Here is a 15,184-nt window from a genome sequence, read left to right as displayed (position 1 = left end):
GCAGCGCGTCATGTAAACGATTACAACCCTTGCTAGCGTAGCGCTCGCCCGATCCCGGCCGAACCTGCGAGGCTGTCTGTAATGGCATTGCGCGCTGAACGCTCCACGGACCTCAAGTGGCCCTCCTCTTTCCGCCTCACCGCAGCCCTGCTGTTTGTAGGGCTGACCTTTTCCACGCAGGCCCAGAACCTGCCGGCCCGCGACCAGTGGCGGGCAAGTGCTTCATCGCAGCAGGTCCCGGCCATGGCCATCAGCCACCTGATCGACAACGATCCGAGCACGGTGACCGGCGGCGCGTTCAGTCCCGGCCACTGGTTCCAGGTCGACCTCGGCGCGCCGGCCACGCTCGCTGGCGTGCGCCTGACCTGGGATGTCTCCAATCCCGAGGGCTACACGTTGCAGACCTCGCTGGACGGGACGCAGTGGCAGACCGCCTACACCATGGGCGATTCACTCGGCGGCGTCGAAACGCTGTACTTCGCGCCACGCCAGGCCCGCTACCTGCGCCTGGCCAGTCCGCAGCGCACCTCCGACTGGGGCGTGTCGATCTTCGAAATGGAACCGCTCGATACGTCGCTCAGCGCGCGCGTGGTAGGACTCGATGCCACGCAGTCCGCGGCGCTGTGGCAAGGCGGCAGTGCGGTAGCCATTCCCGCTGGCAAGGGCGGTGTCCATACGCTCGACATCACCTTGCCACGGCCGCAGCCGAGCACCGGGCTGGCGGTGGACTGGGCCAACGTGCATGGCGCCGCAGCGCTGCAGGCCCAGGATGCAGAAGGCCGCTGGCATGCGCTGGCGATGGATGCGCAGGCCGCGACCCGGCAGCAGAGCTGGCTTGCCGCCAGCGCGCCGCTCGACATCCAGGCTCTGCGGCTGACGGTGCACGGCGACGCTGCGCAGATCGCCCGCATCCGCCTGCTGGGCCCGAAGGCGGTGATGACGCCGATGAAGCGTTACCAGATTGCCGCCAGCGGTGCGCAACGTGCCTTGTTCCCCGCCTCGCTGCAGATGCAGCAGACCTACTGGACCGCTGTGGGCGTGCATGCGGGCCGGCAGAAATCGATCTTCGACGAATATGGCAATCTCGAAGCCTTCAAGGGCGCACCGCTGGTGCAGCCGATCTGGCGCAATGCCGACGGGCACGCTGCAGGTGCGGCGGGGCAGACTGTGCAGCATGCCCTGCGCGATGGCTGGAAGCCGATGCCGTCGGCCACCTGGGCGCCGCAGCCCGGACTGGAGCTGCGCAGCGAGGCCTTCGCCATTGAGCGCGACGGGCAGCCGGTCACCCTGCTTCGCCACCGGCTGCACAACAGCGGCACGACCGCGATCAACGGCACGCTGACCCTGGTTGTACGCCCGATGCAGATGAACCCGCCGTGGCAGAACGGTGGCCTGTCACCCATCCGCGACGTGTCCGTCGAAGGTCAGGCGGTGCGCATCAATGGCCGCACCCTGCTGCATTCACTCACCCCGGTGACGGCGTCGGGCGCCGCGCCCTTCGGAGCGGAAGGTGCAACGGAAATCACTGCCGCCATCGCCGCCGGCACGCTGCCCAGTACGCAACGGGCACGCGATGATCAGGGGCTTGCCGCCGCGGCCCTCAGCTATCGCGTTTCGCTGGCGCCCGGGGCCAGCGAGGCCATCGTGGCCGCCTTCCCGTTGGGTACCGCCGCCGCCGATGCCAACGGCGCGCTGCCAGAAGCGCCACCTCTCGACCTGTCCTCGCTGCCACACGGGGCCGATGCCGCGTTCGACGCGCTGTCCGCGCAGGCCTCGGCGGATTGGCAGGCACGGCTGGGCCAGGTCGGCCTGCGCCTGCCCGATCCCTCGCTGGTCGACATGCTGCGCGCGCAGGCCGCCTACATGCTGATCAACCAGACCGGGCCGGCCATGCAACCGGGGCCACGCAACTACAACCGTTCTTTCATCCGCGACGGCATGGCCACCTCGGCGGTGCTGCTGCGCATGGGCGAAGCCAAGGTCGCGCGCGACTACCTGGGGTGGTACAGCGAGCACGGCGTGCACGCCAATGGACTGGTCTCGCCGATCCTCAACGACGATGGCAGCGTCAACACCGGTTTCGGTTCGGACATCGAGTACGACAGCCAGGGCCAGTATGTGGCGCTGGTTGCCGATGTCGCCCGGCTCGATGGCGGGCCAGAGTCGGTGCGAGCGTACCTGCCGAAAGTGAAGGCGGCGCTGCGCTTCCTGCAGCAGTTGCGCGAACGCACCCTGGTGCCCGGCTACATGGCCGGCCAGCCGGCGCCGGAACGCTTCGCGGGCATCCTTGCGCCATCGATCAGTCATGAGGGCTACCCCTCGCCCACCCACAGCTACTGGGATGACTACTGGGGCCTGAAGGGCTGGCACGATGGCGCGTGGCTGGCCGATGCACTGGGCGATCACGAAACCGCGGTGTGGGCGCGTCAGCAGTACAGGGCCCTGTACGACGCGCTGCACGCCTCGATCCGCGCGACGATGGCGTGGAAGGGCATCGACTTCATCCCGTCCTCGGCCGATCTGGGTGATGGCGATCCCACGGGCGTCTCGATCGCCCTGGACCCGACCGGCGCGCAGAGCGTGTTGCCTGCCGATGCATTGCGGACCACCTTCGCCCGCTATCTGGAGGACGTGCGCAAGCGCAAGCAGCCCGGTGCGCTGTATGCCTACACGCCGTATGAGATCCGCAACGTACTGAGCTACGTGCACCTGGGCCGGCCCGAGGCTGCCGATGAACTGCTGCAGGGCCTGCTGCATGACCGGCGCCCGCTGGAGTGGCAGGTGCTGGCCGAAGTGGTGCATTCGCGGCTGCGCTTTCCGCGCTACCTGGGTGACATGCCGCACACCTGGATTGGTGCCGAGTACGGCCGCACGCTGTTCGGCATGTTGATGCGCGAAGACGATGATGCGCTGTCATTGCTGCCGGGCACTCCGCCGTCCTGGGTGGCCGGTGATGGGCTGGCGGTGGAGCGACTGCCCACTGCGTATGGCACTTTGCAGATGCAGGCGCGGCAGCGCGACGGCACGCTGGTGGTCACCCTGGGCGACGGACTGCGCAACGGCACGGCGGTGAAGGTCTGGTGGCCGGAGCGGAAGGTGCCGAAGGCGGTGCGGGTGGATGGTCGCTCGGTCACCGCGTTCGATGCCGAAGGTGTGCGCCTGGAGAAGCCGTTCCGGACGCTGGAAGCGCGCTGGTAGCGTCGAGCCATGCTCGACGCATCGCGTACCGAGCGAACTGCAGCCGAGCATGGCTCGGCTCTACAGAAGCGGCGGTAGCGCCGGGACATGCCCGGCGTCAGAGTGCAGGCAACCCCGGCGGGTTCGTCTGCGACTGCGGCACCGCTTCCTCGGCCACGTTCCAGCGCGCCAGCGCCTGCGCATACGTGCCGCTGCCGATCTGGGTGTTCAGCGCCTGTGTCACTGCATCGGCAAGGCCGCTGCCCTTGCGCGTGGTCACCGAGATCGCCGCAGCGTTCGGCCAGCCACCGGGGAACAGGCCGACGCGCCGTACCTTGCCGTCGCGCGCCGAGTAGGCGCCGGTGGCATTGGGCTCGAACGAGACGTCGGCACGGCCGGTGATCACCGCAAGCCGCCCCACCACCGCATCATCGAAGTACTGGTATTCCACCGGCTTCAGCCCGACCGCAATGTTCTGCTGGTCCCACTGCCGCAGGATCTGGTCCTGGTTGGTGGCCGCACCGACCACCACCTTCAGCCCGGCCACATCGGCAGGTTTTTCGATCTTCCGGATCGGCCCATCGCTGCGCGTATAGATGCCCAGCAGGTCGTAGCGGTAGCTGGAGAAATCGAACTTCTTCTTGCGCTCCTCGGTAACCGTCACGTTCGACAGCACTGCATCGTACTTGCCCGATTCCAGCCCCAGCGGCCAGTCGGCCCAGGCCACCGGCACGATCACCAGCTTCAGGCCCAGCGCATCGGCAATCAGCCGCGCGATGTCTGGCTCGATGCCGACCACCTGCTTGCTGTCAGCACCATAGTCGGCCAGTGGCAGCTGCCCCGGGTGGGTGGCCACGGTGAACGTACCGGGCGTGACGAAGCGGTAGCCAGCGGGAATCAACGCCTGCGCCTTCGGATCGAGCGTGCCTTTCAGCACGGCGGTGTTCGCACCGGCCAGGCTGGCTGCTGCCACGGTGCCGGCATCCGGTGCCTGGCGCACGCGCGAATAGACGATGCCAGCGATGCCGATGACCAGCACGCCCACGATCAACAGGGTGCTGCGCGACGGTCCACGCGGTGCTGCAGGGCTCATGGCGTTCCTTTCAGGGTTACGGAGTCTTGGCCAGGAAATCGGCGGTGCGTTGCTGCCGCGGGCGCTGGAACAGGGCCTCGGGCGTGCCCTGCTCGATCACCCGCCCCTGGTCCATCATCACCACGTGGTCGGCCACGCGGCGGGCGAAGCTCAACTCATGGGTAACGATCACCAGCGTGGTGCCGGAGCGGGCCAGTTCCTCGATCACGCTGAGTACCTCGGCGACCAGTTCCGGGTCCAGCGCCGAGGTCGGCTCGTCGAACAGCAGCACCTTCGGTTGCAGGGCCAGCGCGCGGGCAATCGCCACGCGCTGCTGTTGACCGCCCGACAGTTGGCGCGGGAAGGCATCGGCCTTGTCGGCCAGGCCCACCCGCTCCAGCAGCGTGCGCGCCTGCTGCTCGGCCTGCGCGCGCGGCACGCCGCGCACGGCGATGGGCGCCTCGATGATGTTCTCCAGCGCGGTCAGGTGCGGGAACAGGTTGAAGCCCTGGAACACCATGCCCACCTCGGCGCGGCGGCGGCGGATCTCACGCTCCGGCAGCTCGTACAGAGTGTCACCGTCACGGCGGTAGCCGATCAGCTGGCCGCCGACGGTCACGTAGCCACTGTCGGCGCGTTCCAGGTGGTTGATCAACCGCAGCAGCGTGGACTTGCCGGCACCGGACGGGCCGATCAGTACGGTCACGCTGCCCGCGCGCAGGTCCAGGTTCACGTCTTCCAGCACCGGCTGGTCGCCGAACACCTTGCCTACGCCATGCAACGACACCGATGCACCCTCGCCCGCTTCAACCTGTGCTGCGATGCGCGGGCGGCTGGTGGCGCGCGGCGTGGGATCGTGCTGTGTACGCCTCGGCGACGAGACACGCGATACCGAGCGCTCGCGCTGCAGCTGGCCGCGCGCGAAGCGCTGCTCCACCCGCCGCTGCAGCAGCGACAGCACGGTCAGGATCACCAGGTACCAGACCGTGGCCACCATCAGCAGCGGCACCACCTCAAGGTTGCGGCGGTAGATCACCTGCACGGTGTAGAACAGCTCCGGCAGCGCCAGCACATAGACCACCGACGTGCTCTTGGCCAGGCCGATCACATCGTTGAACGCCGCCGGCAGGATCGAGCGCATCGCCTGCGGCAGGATGATGCGGCGCACCTGGCGGCCACGCGGCAGGCCAAGCGCGGCTGCCGCCTCGTACTGGCCATGGTCGACCGACAGGATGCCACCGCGGATCACTTCGGCCGAGAATGCGGCCTGGTTCAACGTAAGGCCCAGCACCGCCGCCGTGAACACACCGATCAGCTGGGTGGTCGGGTACGAGAACAGGCTGATGCCGGTGAACGGCACGCCCAGCTCGATGGTGCTGTACAGGTAGCCCAGGTTGTTCAGCAGCAACAACAGCACCAGCAGCGGGATCGAACGGAACAACCAGACGTAGCCCCACGACACCGCCGACAGCAGTGGCGAGCCGGAGACGCGCGCCAGCGCAAGCAGGGTGCCCAGCGCGAAGCCAAGGCCGGTACCCAGTGCGGTCAGCAGCAGCGTGCGGCCCAGGCCTTCCAGCACCGGGCGCGCGAAGAACCACTCGGCGAACGTGCCCCAGCCCCAGCGCGGATTGCCCAGCACCGATTGCAGGGCAATCAGGATCAACGCCAGCGCCAGCACCGTTCCGAACACCTGCAGTGGATGCCGGGCCGGCACGATCTTCAGCGCAGGTGCTGGCGCCGGGTGTGCGGCAATGCCATCCAGCGCGGTCGAGGGCGTGCTCATGCGTGGGCTCCATGCAGTACAGCCTGCACCTGCGCGACCCGTGACGCGGGCGCCTGCAGATACTTCTCGAACGGCAGGTGAGCGATGGTTTCCGGATCCGCCTGCAGATCGAACAGCGCGGTGTAGCCATGGCTGAGGTACAGCCCGACCGCCTCGGGCTGGCGGAAGCCGGTGGTCAGGAACACCCGCCGGTAACCCTGGCGCGCCGCCTGGTCTTCCAGTTCCTGCAGCACGCGCCGCGCGATGCCCTGGCGGCGCAGCCCCGGCAGCGTCCAGATCCGCTTGAATTCGGCGGTCTCCGGATCGCGGTGCGGCATGAAGGCGCCACCGGAGATCGCAACGCCGTCGCGCAGCAACAGCACGAACGCCCCTACCGGAGCGGCGAACGCCTGCGCCGGGTAGCGCTGCAGCTCCTCGCGGGCACTGCCACCGATGCGTCGGCGCACATCCGCATAGCGACTGTCGTACTCCTGCTCCAGGCCATCGAACAGGGGCCGTGCCAGCGGATCATCCACCGAGGTATAGAGGAAGCGTTCGTTGCTGCTCATGCCACGTCCTTCACCAGGTAGTCTTCGGCCAACCGCGCCCACAGGCTGGCGGCCGGCGCGATGGCGGCGTCGTTGAACACATAGCGCGGGCTGTGCAGCGGCGCGCTGTCGCCGTTGCCGACGAACACGAAACTTCCGGGCCGTGCCTGCAGCAGGAAAGCGAAATCCTCGCTGGCCGTGCGCGGCGCGAAGTCAGGCACCACCTGTTCGGCGCCGAAGCCCCGCAGTGCCACCTCGCGGATATAGGCGGTCTGCTGCGGATGGTTGATCACGCTGGGGAAGCCACGCGGGAACGCAATCTCGGCCCGCGCACCGAAGGCGGCGCCGGTCTGCTCGGCAATCTCGATGGTCCGACGGCGCAGGGTGTCGCGCACCTCGGGCAGATAGGCGCGCACGGTCAAGGTCAGTTCGACCACGTCCGGAATCACATTGGCGGCCTGCCCGCCATGGATCGAGCCGACCGTGACCACGCCCATCTGCCGCGGATCGACATTGCGCGACACCACGCTCTGCAGCGCGGTGATGATGTGCGCCGCCACCAGGATCGGATCGACACTGCCTTGCGGCTCGGCACCATGGCCGCCCTTGCCGATCACCTTCAGTCGCGCCCAGTCCACCGACGCCATCGCCGGACCATCGACGAAGCCGAAGTGGCCCACGGGTACGCCCGGCCAGTTGTGCAGCCCATAGATCGCATCCACCGGGAAACGCTCGAACAGGCCATCGGCAATCATCTTCGACGCACCCGAGCCGGTTTCCTCGGCCGGCTGGAACACCAGCTGCAGGGTGCCGTCGATACGGCCATGGTGAGCCAGGTAATGCGCGGCCGAGAGCAGGATGGCGGTATGCCCATCGTGGCCACAGGCGTGCATCAGGCCGTCGGTCTGGCTGGCATAGGCCAGTCCGGAATCCTCGTGGATCGGCAGTGCATCGATGTCGGCGCGCAGGCCGAGGCGACGACTGCCCTGCCCGCGCTGCAGCGTGCCGACCACGCCGGTGCCACCCAGACCGGTTGTGACTTCATATCCCCACTGCTGCAGCAGTTCGGCTACGCGGGCACTGGTGCGGTGTTCCTCGAAGGCCAGCTCCGGGTGCCGGTGCAGGTCGTGGCGGATGGCGATGGCCGCGTCGGCGCGTGCTGCGATTTCGGGCAGCACACCGCTCGACGTGAGTGTCCGCCGGACCTGGTCCTGCACTGCCGCGATTTCTCCGCTCATCGCCCTACCCCGCCTTCCGCGCCGGTTCGGCGTCGGTCGCATGGCGACTGGCCTTGTATGGCAGGCCCAGATGCTCACGCAGGGTCTGCCCCTCCAGCTCACGCTGGTGATAGCCGCGCGCCTGCAGGATCGGCAGCACCTGGGTCACGAAATCGTCCAGGCCTTCGCGCTGTGCAGCGAAGCCAAGGATGAAGCCATCGCTGGCGCCGGCATCGAACCAGCGAATCAGTTCTTCGGCTACATGCTCCGGCGTGCCGATGAAGTTTGGCCGCGGGCTCACGGCTTCCAATGCCACCTGGCGCAGGCTCAGGCCCTTTTCGCGCGCGTCCTGCTTGATGCGGTCGGTGGTGGAACGGAACGAATTGCTGCCGATCCCGCCCAGTTCCGGGAACGGCGCATCCGGGTCGTACTGGCTGAAATCATGGTGGTCGAAGAAGCGGCCGAGATAAGCCAGCGCGTCCTCAAGCGTGGCCAGCGCGGCAATCGCCTGGTACTTGGCTTCGGCCTCCTCGGCAGTATGGCCGACGATCGGGCCGATGCCCGGGAAGATCTTCACGTCGTTGCCGCTGCGGCCGTGCGCGATCGCCGAATTCTTCACCTTCTGGGTGAACGCACGGGTTTCTTCCAGCGACGGCGAATGGGTGAACACCGCATCGGCATACTTGCCGGCCAGCGCGATGCCATCATCGGACGAACCGGCCTGGAAGATCACCGGCTGGCCCTGCGGCGAACGCTGGATGTTGAGCGGCCCTTCCACCTGGAAGAAGCGGCCCTTGTGGTCGAGGCGGCGGAACGTCTCCGGCGTGAAGAACGTGCCGGTGTCGCGCTCACGCACGAAGGCACCGTCATCCCACGAATCCCACAGCCCCTGCACCACCTCCAGGTACTCGTCGGCAATCTGGTAGCGCAGCGCATGTTCGGGGTGTGGCCGCCCGTAGTTGCGCCCCGAACCTTCCAGCGGCGAGGTCACCACGTTCCAGCCGGCGCGACCGCCACTGAGCAGGTCCAGCGAAGCGAACTGGCGCGCCACCGTGAACGGATCGCTGTAGGAGGTCGACAGCGTGCCCGCCAGGCCGATCTTCTTCGTTGCCGTGGCCAGCGCCGACAGCAGCGAGATCGGCTCGAAGCGGTTGAGGAAGTGCGGAATCGACTTCTCGTTGATGTACAGCCCGTCGGCGACGAAGCCAAAGGCGATGCCGTTGTCCTCGGCGGTACGCGCGATGTCGATGTAGAACTGCAGGTTGACGCTGGCATCGGCCGGGTTGGACGGATGCTTCCAGGCATGCATGTGGCTGCCGGGGCCCTGCAGCATGATGCCGAACGGAATGTTGCGCGGGGTCGTGCTCATGGGAATCGCTCCTGCAGGTCAGGCCACCGCCACGCGTGGCGCGGGCGACAGCAGTTCAAGGGATGCCAGGCGTGCGTCCAGGTCGGCCACCGGCGCGTCGAGGATGAACTCGCCCACGCCGAAACGCCGGTGCAGCGCATCCAGTTCGTCACGCACATGCTGCGCATCGCCGGACAGCACGCTCGGGCGTGTTTCTTCGATGCGGAAGTCGGCCACGCCTACCTGGCGTGCGTACTCGGCGGCGGCTTCCGGACTGGGAAGATTCACCGTCTGGCCGGGGCCCAGGTGCAGCTTGTAGACGCGCAGCGCACCGATATGACGCGCCGCGGCTTCGGCAGACGGCGCGGCAAAGGCTACGGTGGCCAGCAGTGGGGGCTGCGTCGACACGCTGCGGTAGGCGTCGAACGCGGCCTCGATATGCTTCGGATCACCATCGAAGTGCGCGGCGTAGACAAAACGCCACCCGAGCTCGGCCGCCTGCTTCGCACTCTGCGGGCTGGCCCCCAACAGGAAGCGTTCCGGTGCCTGCTGCGGAAGGGGCCGGGCCAGTGCGTCGCCCTCGGCGCCAGACAGATAGCCTTCCAGATCGCGCAGCTGCTGGTCGAAATCGGCGAAGGCCGGTCGCCCTGCGGCCAGCGCGGCGGTCGATGCCGGCAGTCCTCCGGGCGCCTTGCCCACACCCAGATCCACCCGTCCCGGCGCCAGCGCCGCCAGCAGGTTGAAGTTCTCGGCCACCTTGTACGGTGCATAGTGGCGCAGCATCACGCCGCCACTGCCGATGCGGATGCGCCGGGTCTGCGCCAGGACCCACGCCGCCAGCACTTCCGGTGAAGGGCTGGCCAGCGTGGGTGCGGCATGGTGCTCGGCAAACCAGTAGCGGTGGTAGCCCAGCTGCTCGGCACGCTGCGCCAGCTGCAGGCTGTGGCGCAGCGCCTGTTCGGGCGACGCACCCTCGGCCACCGGGCTCTTGTCCAACACGCTGATCAGGTAGCTCATCGTCGCGTCCTCGCTCAGGGGTGGGCCACGGGAATGCCAAGCAACCCGTTCAGCGCAGCCAGGATCGGCTCGGCACCGGAGATGTACTGACGATCCTGGTGGGTACCGCTGGCAAGCTCACTACGAACGCCCTGCGGCAGCACCAGCTTCGGCAACGACTGATCCTGTTCACCGATCTCGGCGATCACCTCGCGGCGCGGCCGCGCAAAGCCGATGCGGCGCACATCCAGCTGTGCATCGAGACCATCGATGCTCGACAGCGCACCTTCCAGCAACAGGCTGTGCCGGCAGAAGAAGCGCTGGCCGGGAAGCTGGCCGTCCTCGAACTCACGGTCGAGCAGGAACAGGATGGGTCTATCGGTTGCGTGCAGACTCACGGGGTCGTCCTCATCAGGGCCGGCAATGCAATGCCGATTCGATTTCGATGCTAGAGAAGCCAGCGCCGGCAACAGCGATGCCAGGCGACAATCGGCGGTCAGATCCGGCCATGCAGATGCGCCTTGGCCATAAGCAAAGCGCCGCCGGTTATGGCGTCAGGCAATGCGCCGAAGGGGCGCCGGCAACACCCGCGCCTGCGTGGCCAGATGCCCGACCGCACGCTCGGCCGCAAGCGCGATCCGGGCCTGCAAGGCAGCGCCGTGGATGCGCTCAGCGTCGAAGTCGGCCGGCGTGGCATACACCCCGATCGGCAGCGTGTGCGCCTGCAGGAAGCTGAACAACGGCCGCAGCTGGTGATCGATCACCAGCGCATGGCGCTCGCTGCCCCCGGTCGCCGCCAGCAGTACCGGCGTATCCACCAATGCCTCCAGTTCGATGAAGTCCACCAAGTGCTTGAACAAGCCGGGATACGAGCCGCGATACACCGGCGCGGCCACCACCAGCAGTTCGGCAGCCTCGATGGCCTGCAGTGCCTGTTTCACTTCCGGCTGCGCCTCGGCGCGCGTCAGCGACTGGCCCAGCGAACGCGCGATCGGCGCCAGCTCCACCAGGTCCACGCTGGCGTGCACCCGCTGCTGCAACGATTCCAGCAGGTGCCGGACCAGCAGCAACGTGCGCGACGTCGCGGAACTGGTCGGCGACCCGACCAAAGCAACCACCTTCAATGCAGAAGACATGAAACGCTCCCATGTAGAGCCGAGCCCTGCCCGGCTGCTTTCGCCGTTGTAGAGTCGAGCCATGCTCGACGGCTTTCGCCGTTGTAGAGTCGAGCCATGCTCGACTGCCGTTGGCCTGAACCTCAGAACCGGTAATTGATCCGCCCGTACCAATACGCACCAACATTGCCCAGCACATCGCCGCTGTCCCAGGTGGTCTCGATGCTGGCCACATCGGTGGCACTACGCGCGTACTCCGGCACCTTGCGGGTGCGCTCGTCGAACACGTTGTTGATCCCCAGCGCCGCGCTCCAGCCCGCACCCAGCTCCACGCCACCGGACAGGTTTGTCACCAGCACCGGCGGCTGCTTGTATTCCACGCCATTGTTCAGCCGCTTGATCGGGCCGTAGTAGGTGAAGTCCACGTTCGAGCGCCAACGCCCGTTCTGCCAGCCCAACCCTGCCACCTGCGTGTAGCTGGGCGTGCGGAAACGCAGCGCGTACTCGCTGGACTTTGTCAGCAGGTTGATGTTCGGCAGACCCTGCAGTGCCGCCGGAATGTCGCTGACCTTCTGGATGGTGGTACGGCCGACGTTGGCCGCATAGCTCCAGCGCAGCTTGCCCCAGGCCGTTTCCTGGTTGGCTTCCAGGGTCAGCTCGACGCCGCGCGTGCGGGTGTTGCCCACGTTGGTGAAGTAGCTGGCGTAGAACGCATCACCGGGCAGGATGCTGATGCCGGCCGAACCCAGCAGCGCATCGATGGTGTTCTTCTGCGCCGCGCTCAGCACCGTGCCGCTGTTGTCGGTCACCCGCGCCGGGTCCTGTGCGTTGTAGCCGATCTGGCTGGACTGGCCGAGCTGGCCGCGGATGTCGATCTGGTATGCATCCACCGCCAGATGGAACGCCGGGCTCGGGTCCCAGGTCACGCCGAGGCTGTAGTTGGTGGCCTTCTCCGGCTTCAGCGGCGTTGCGCCCAGCGCGATCGCCGCCGGCGAGGACACCTGCGCCACCAGCGTGGTGCCGCACGGGCAGCTGCCGGTGGCCTGGTAGAACTGCGCGCCCAGGCTGGGGGCATGGAAGCCGTTGCTGACCGTCGCGCGCAGGCCCAGTGCATCGGTGAAATCAAAGCGCGTGGTCAGGCGCCCGGTCGAGACACTGCCGAAATCCGAATGGTCTTCCCAGCGCGCGGCCGCATCCAGGTACCAGCGCGAGGTGATGTTGGTCGCTGCGCCCACATACACCGCTTTGCTGTTGCGCGTGGCCTTCACCGCATCGGCGGTGGAGTAGCCAACGAACGCGGCGGCACCGAAGCCGGTGTACGACTCCCACTGCCCAGCTCCACGCTCGTACTGCTCGTGCTGGTATTCGGCGCCCGCGCTCACTTCCAGCGGCGATGCGAACGCCCCCACTTCGAAGCCTCGACGCAGATCGAGATTGGCGATGCCCTGCTGGTAGTCCAGCTTGCCGTCATAGAAATCGGTGGGCGAGCCCGGGTACGGCAGTGAGTAGTTCACCGAGTTGCGCGTGTAGGTGCGCACGGTGCTGCGGTTGCCGGTCAGGCTGGCGTCGTAGTCCCAGCCGGCGAGCTGGCCTTTCACGCCCGCCGTACCGGTGTACTGCTTCTCCTTGGTTTCCAGCACCGGCAGGAAGCCGTCCGGAAACACGCCCAGCACGCCCGGCGCCTTGTAGGTGGTGAAGATGGTCGCGGGCAGGCGGAAATTCTGGATCGCCTGCGCGGTGCGGTCGCTGGCGGTCGCGTTGGCATAGAACTGCGCGCGCTCGCCCAGGCCATGACCCACATTCACGGCGAAGGCCTTCAACGCATACGACGGCGAACTGAGGATGGTGTTGGCCTCGGCATTGCGGTTGGCCTCGGCCGGGTTCGGCGAAGCCCCCGCCGGCAGCCGGTTGTTGGGGCGCAGCGCCACCAGGTTGCCGTTCGCGTCTACCGCCGGGTAGCTCAGGTAACCATCGATGTAGCGGCGGGTTCGGATTGCATGATGCTGGCGCGTGGTCTCACCAGACAGGTTGACGAAGCCATCGGCGCCCCACGGCAAACCGACGTTGGCACGCACACTGGTACGCGAGCCATCGCCATCGATGCTCTGCCCGCTTTCCACCGACAGATCGCCACCGTGCGCCTGCGATTTCAGGATCACATTGACCACACCGGTGATCGCGTCCGAGCCGTAGATTGCCGACGCGCCATCGCGCAGCACTTCCACATGGTCGATGGCCGATACCGGAATCAGCGCCAGATCGGCCCAGGCATGCCCGGGAAACCCACCACCGTTGGCCCCGCTCACATAGGCACTGGCATTGCGGCGTTTTCCATTCACCAGCACCAGCGTGTAGCCCGGCGACAGGTTGCGCAGCTGGTAGCCGCGGATCAGGCTCTCCTGATCGCTCTGGTAGCCACCGATCTGGCTCAACGAAGGAAGCGCACGCTGCAACGCTTCCAGCAGGTTGCCCTGGCCGGTGGCGGTGAGGTCTTCGGCGGAGATCACATCGATCGGCGTGGAGCTGTTTTTCACTGTGCGCGTGCTGGTACGCGAACCGGTCACCACCACGGCATCCAGCGTGGACGCGGCCACATTGGCGGTCGCTGCGGTGGTGGCGGGCTCCGCATCGGCTTCAGCGGCATGGCTGGGCGAGACCGCCAGGGCCGCGGCGATCAGGACAGCAAGCGTGCTCAGTACGGGGGCGTGGGCGGCAGGCATGGGGGCTCGTTGGGGGTGGGCCGGAAACACGCTTCCATTCAAGAGCGTGTTCATCCGCCACGACAGGCGTGATCGCGTCACCCAGCCGTAACATCCGGCCACCCACATGACCGCTGGTCATGACGTTAGGCGGCAACGCGGTCTGCAGCGCTACATGCCCCAGAGGCATCACCTCATGCCCGCGCACCACGCATCGCCACGCACCGCCGCCCGTAGCATCAAGCCATGCCCATCCTGCCCGCCGATCCCAACGCGCCACTGGTCGCCATCGTCGCCTGCCACGGCCAGGGGCTGTTCGAGTTCGGTTGTGCGGTCGGCCTGTTCGCACCAGTGCGGCCGGAACTGGGCGTGGCCTGGTACCGCACCCAGCTGTGCGCAGGCGAACCCGGCGCACTACGCATGCTCGGCAACACCCAGGTGCAGCTGCCCTACGATCTCGGCAGCGTCGATGACGCCGACATCATCGTCATCCCCGGCTGGCGCGAACCCAGCGAGCGCCCGCCACAGGCACTGCTCGATGCGCTCATCCGCGCCCACGCACGCGGCGCACGCATCGCCTCGATCTGCTCCGGTGCATTCGTGCTGGCCTGGGCCGGCCTGCTCGATGGCCGCCAGGCCACCACCCACTGGCGCCTCACCGAAGCGCTAGCGCGTGACTTCCCCCGCATCGACGTGCGCGAGGACGTGCTGTACGTGGATGCCGGCAGCATCATTACGTCGGCCGGCTCGGCCACCGGCATGGACATGATGCTACACATGGTGCGCAAGGATTACGGCGCGCGCGTGGCCAACCTGGTGGCCGAGCGGCTGGTGCTGGCGCCGTGGCGTGATGCCGGACGCAGCCAGCGCGTCAGCCGCGCCATTCCCAATGGCGAGCCCAGCCGCCTGGCGAAACTGATGGAATGGATGCGCCGCAACCTGCGCGAGCCGCACTCGCTCGGCAGCCTCGCCGAGCAGGCCGCGCTCAGCCAGCGCACCCTGCAACGACAGTTCCTGGACGCCACCGGCCTGTCGCCGATCGACTGGTTGATCCGCGAGCGCGTGGCCTTCGCCCGCGAGCTGCTGGAGACCACCGACCGGCCACTGCAGTGGATCGCCGAGCAGGCTGGCTTTGGTTCGCAGGAGTCGTTCCGGCGCCACTTCCGCAGCCAGGTCGACGCCAGCCCCACCGAGTACCGCAGCCAGCATCGCAGCGGCATCGGTGCGGATCGCCTGGTCGGCTGCTGACC

11 protein-coding genes are annotated in these 15,184 nt (G+C 67.4%); 2 read left to right on the top strand and 9 right to left on the bottom strand.

Going from position 1 to position 15,184, the window contains the following annotated elements:
• Window positions 1-81: 81 nt before the first annotated feature.
• On the top strand, window positions 82-3,198 hold the full coding sequence (locus tag N440_RS06590; protein ID WP_133934479.1) for a discoidin domain-containing protein: 3,117 nt from the start codon (window positions 82-84) through the stop codon (window positions 3,196-3,198).
• 97 nt (window positions 3,199-3,295) lie between these two features.
• Here N440_RS06590 and N440_RS06585 read toward each other — a convergent pair whose 3' ends face one another.
• From N440_RS06585 to N440_RS06545, 9 genes are all read right to left on the bottom strand, one after another.
• On the bottom strand, window positions 3,296-4,270 hold the full coding sequence (locus N440_RS06585; protein ID WP_133934478.1) for an ABC transporter substrate-binding protein: 975 nt from the start codon (window positions 4,268-4,270) through the stop codon (window positions 3,296-3,298).
• A gap of 16 nt (window positions 4,271-4,286) precedes the next feature.
• Entirely contained in the window at window positions 4,287-6,032 is a 1,746-nt protein-coding gene (locus N440_RS20530; protein WP_133934477.1) for an amino acid ABC transporter permease/ATP-binding protein, read from the bottom strand.
• On the bottom strand, window positions 6,029-6,580 hold the full coding sequence (locus tag N440_RS06575; RefSeq protein WP_133934476.1) for a GNAT family N-acetyltransferase: 552 nt from the start codon (window positions 6,578-6,580) through the stop codon (window positions 6,029-6,031). The genes N440_RS20530 and N440_RS06575 overlap by 4 nt, the downstream gene beginning before the upstream one ends.
• Window positions 6,577-7,797, bottom strand: coding sequence for a M20 aminoacylase family protein (locus tag N440_RS06570; protein WP_133934475.1), 1,221 nt, complete (start codon window positions 7,795-7,797; stop codon window positions 6,577-6,579). The genes N440_RS06575 and N440_RS06570 overlap by 4 nt, the downstream gene beginning before the upstream one ends.
• A gap of 4 nt (window positions 7,798-7,801) precedes the next feature.
• Entirely contained in the window at window positions 7,802-9,145 is a 1,344-nt protein-coding gene (locus tag N440_RS06565) for an LLM class flavin-dependent oxidoreductase (protein ID WP_133934474.1), read from the bottom strand.
• Between the two features lie 18 nt (window positions 9,146-9,163).
• On the bottom strand, window positions 9,164-10,141 hold the full coding sequence (locus N440_RS06560) for an MsnO8 family LLM class oxidoreductase (RefSeq protein ID WP_133934473.1): 978 nt from the start codon (window positions 10,139-10,141) through the stop codon (window positions 9,164-9,166).
• Window positions 10,142-10,155: 14 nt separating this feature from the next.
• A complete protein-coding gene (locus N440_RS06555; protein ID WP_133934472.1) occupies window positions 10,156-10,518 on the bottom strand; it encodes a DUF3088 family protein in 363 nt (120 codons plus the stop codon).
• Window positions 10,519-10,674: 156 nt separating this feature from the next.
• On the bottom strand, window positions 10,675-11,256 hold the full coding sequence (gene msuE / locus N440_RS06550) for an FMN reductase (protein ID WP_133934471.1): 582 nt from the start codon (window positions 11,254-11,256) through the stop codon (window positions 10,675-10,677).
• 122 nt (window positions 11,257-11,378) lie between these two features.
• Window positions 11,379-13,955, bottom strand: coding sequence for a TonB-dependent receptor (locus N440_RS06545; RefSeq protein WP_133934470.1), 2,577 nt, complete (start codon window positions 13,953-13,955; stop codon window positions 11,379-11,381).
• Between the two features lie 225 nt (window positions 13,956-14,180).
• Here N440_RS06545 and ftrA point away from each other — a divergent pair, with 225 nt between their 5' ends.
• Window positions 14,181-15,182: a transcriptional regulator FtrA gene (ftrA, locus tag N440_RS06540; RefSeq protein ID WP_133934469.1), complete on the top strand. Its 1,002-nt coding sequence runs from the start codon at window positions 14,181-14,183 to the stop codon at window positions 15,180-15,182.
• The last annotated feature ends 2 nt before the right edge of the window (window positions 15,183-15,184 follow it).

This window comes from Stenotrophomonas sp. CC22-02 (genome assembly GCF_004365115.1).
In the GTDB taxonomy this organism is placed as follows: domain Bacteria; phylum Pseudomonadota; class Gammaproteobacteria; order Xanthomonadales; family Xanthomonadaceae; genus Stenotrophomonas; species Stenotrophomonas forensis.
This window is presented reverse-complemented; position numbering and strand designations above follow the sequence as displayed.

What these genes read in the sequence shown, in the direction of transcription:
- N440_RS06585 (WP_133934478.1), bottom strand. Translation starts at nt 4,270, where the DNA reads ATGAGCCCTGCAGCACCGCGTGGACCGTCGCGCAGCACCCTGTTGATC.
- N440_RS06570 (WP_133934475.1), bottom strand. Translation starts at nt 7,797, where the DNA reads ATGAGCGGAGAAATCGCGGCAGTGCAGGACCAGGTCCGGCGGACACTC.
- ftrA (WP_133934469.1), top strand. Translation starts at nt 14,181, where the DNA reads ATGCCCATCCTGCCCGCCGATCCCAACGCGCCACTGGTCGCCATCGTC.
- N440_RS06575 (WP_133934476.1), bottom strand. Translation starts at nt 6,580, where the DNA reads ATGAGCAGCAACGAACGCTTCCTCTATACCTCGGTGGATGATCCGCTG.
- N440_RS06560 (WP_133934473.1), bottom strand. Translation starts at nt 10,141, where the DNA reads ATGAGCTACCTGATCAGCGTGTTGGACAAGAGCCCGGTGGCCGAGGGT.
- N440_RS06565 (WP_133934474.1), bottom strand. Translation starts at nt 9,145, where the DNA reads ATGAGCACGACCCCGCGCAACATTCCGTTCGGCATCATGCTGCAGGGC.
- N440_RS06590 (WP_133934479.1), top strand. Translation starts at nt 82, where the DNA reads ATGGCATTGCGCGCTGAACGCTCCACGGACCTCAAGTGGCCCTCCTCT.
- N440_RS20530 (WP_133934477.1), bottom strand. Translation starts at nt 6,032, where the DNA reads ATGAGCACGCCCTCGACCGCGCTGGATGGCATTGCCGCACACCCGGCG.
- N440_RS06545 (WP_133934470.1), bottom strand. Translation starts at nt 13,955, where the DNA reads ATGCCTGCCGCCCACGCCCCCGTACTGAGCACGCTTGCTGTCCTGATC.
- msuE (WP_133934471.1), bottom strand. Translation starts at nt 11,256, where the DNA reads ATGTCTTCTGCATTGAAGGTGGTTGCTTTGGTCGGGTCGCCGACCAGT.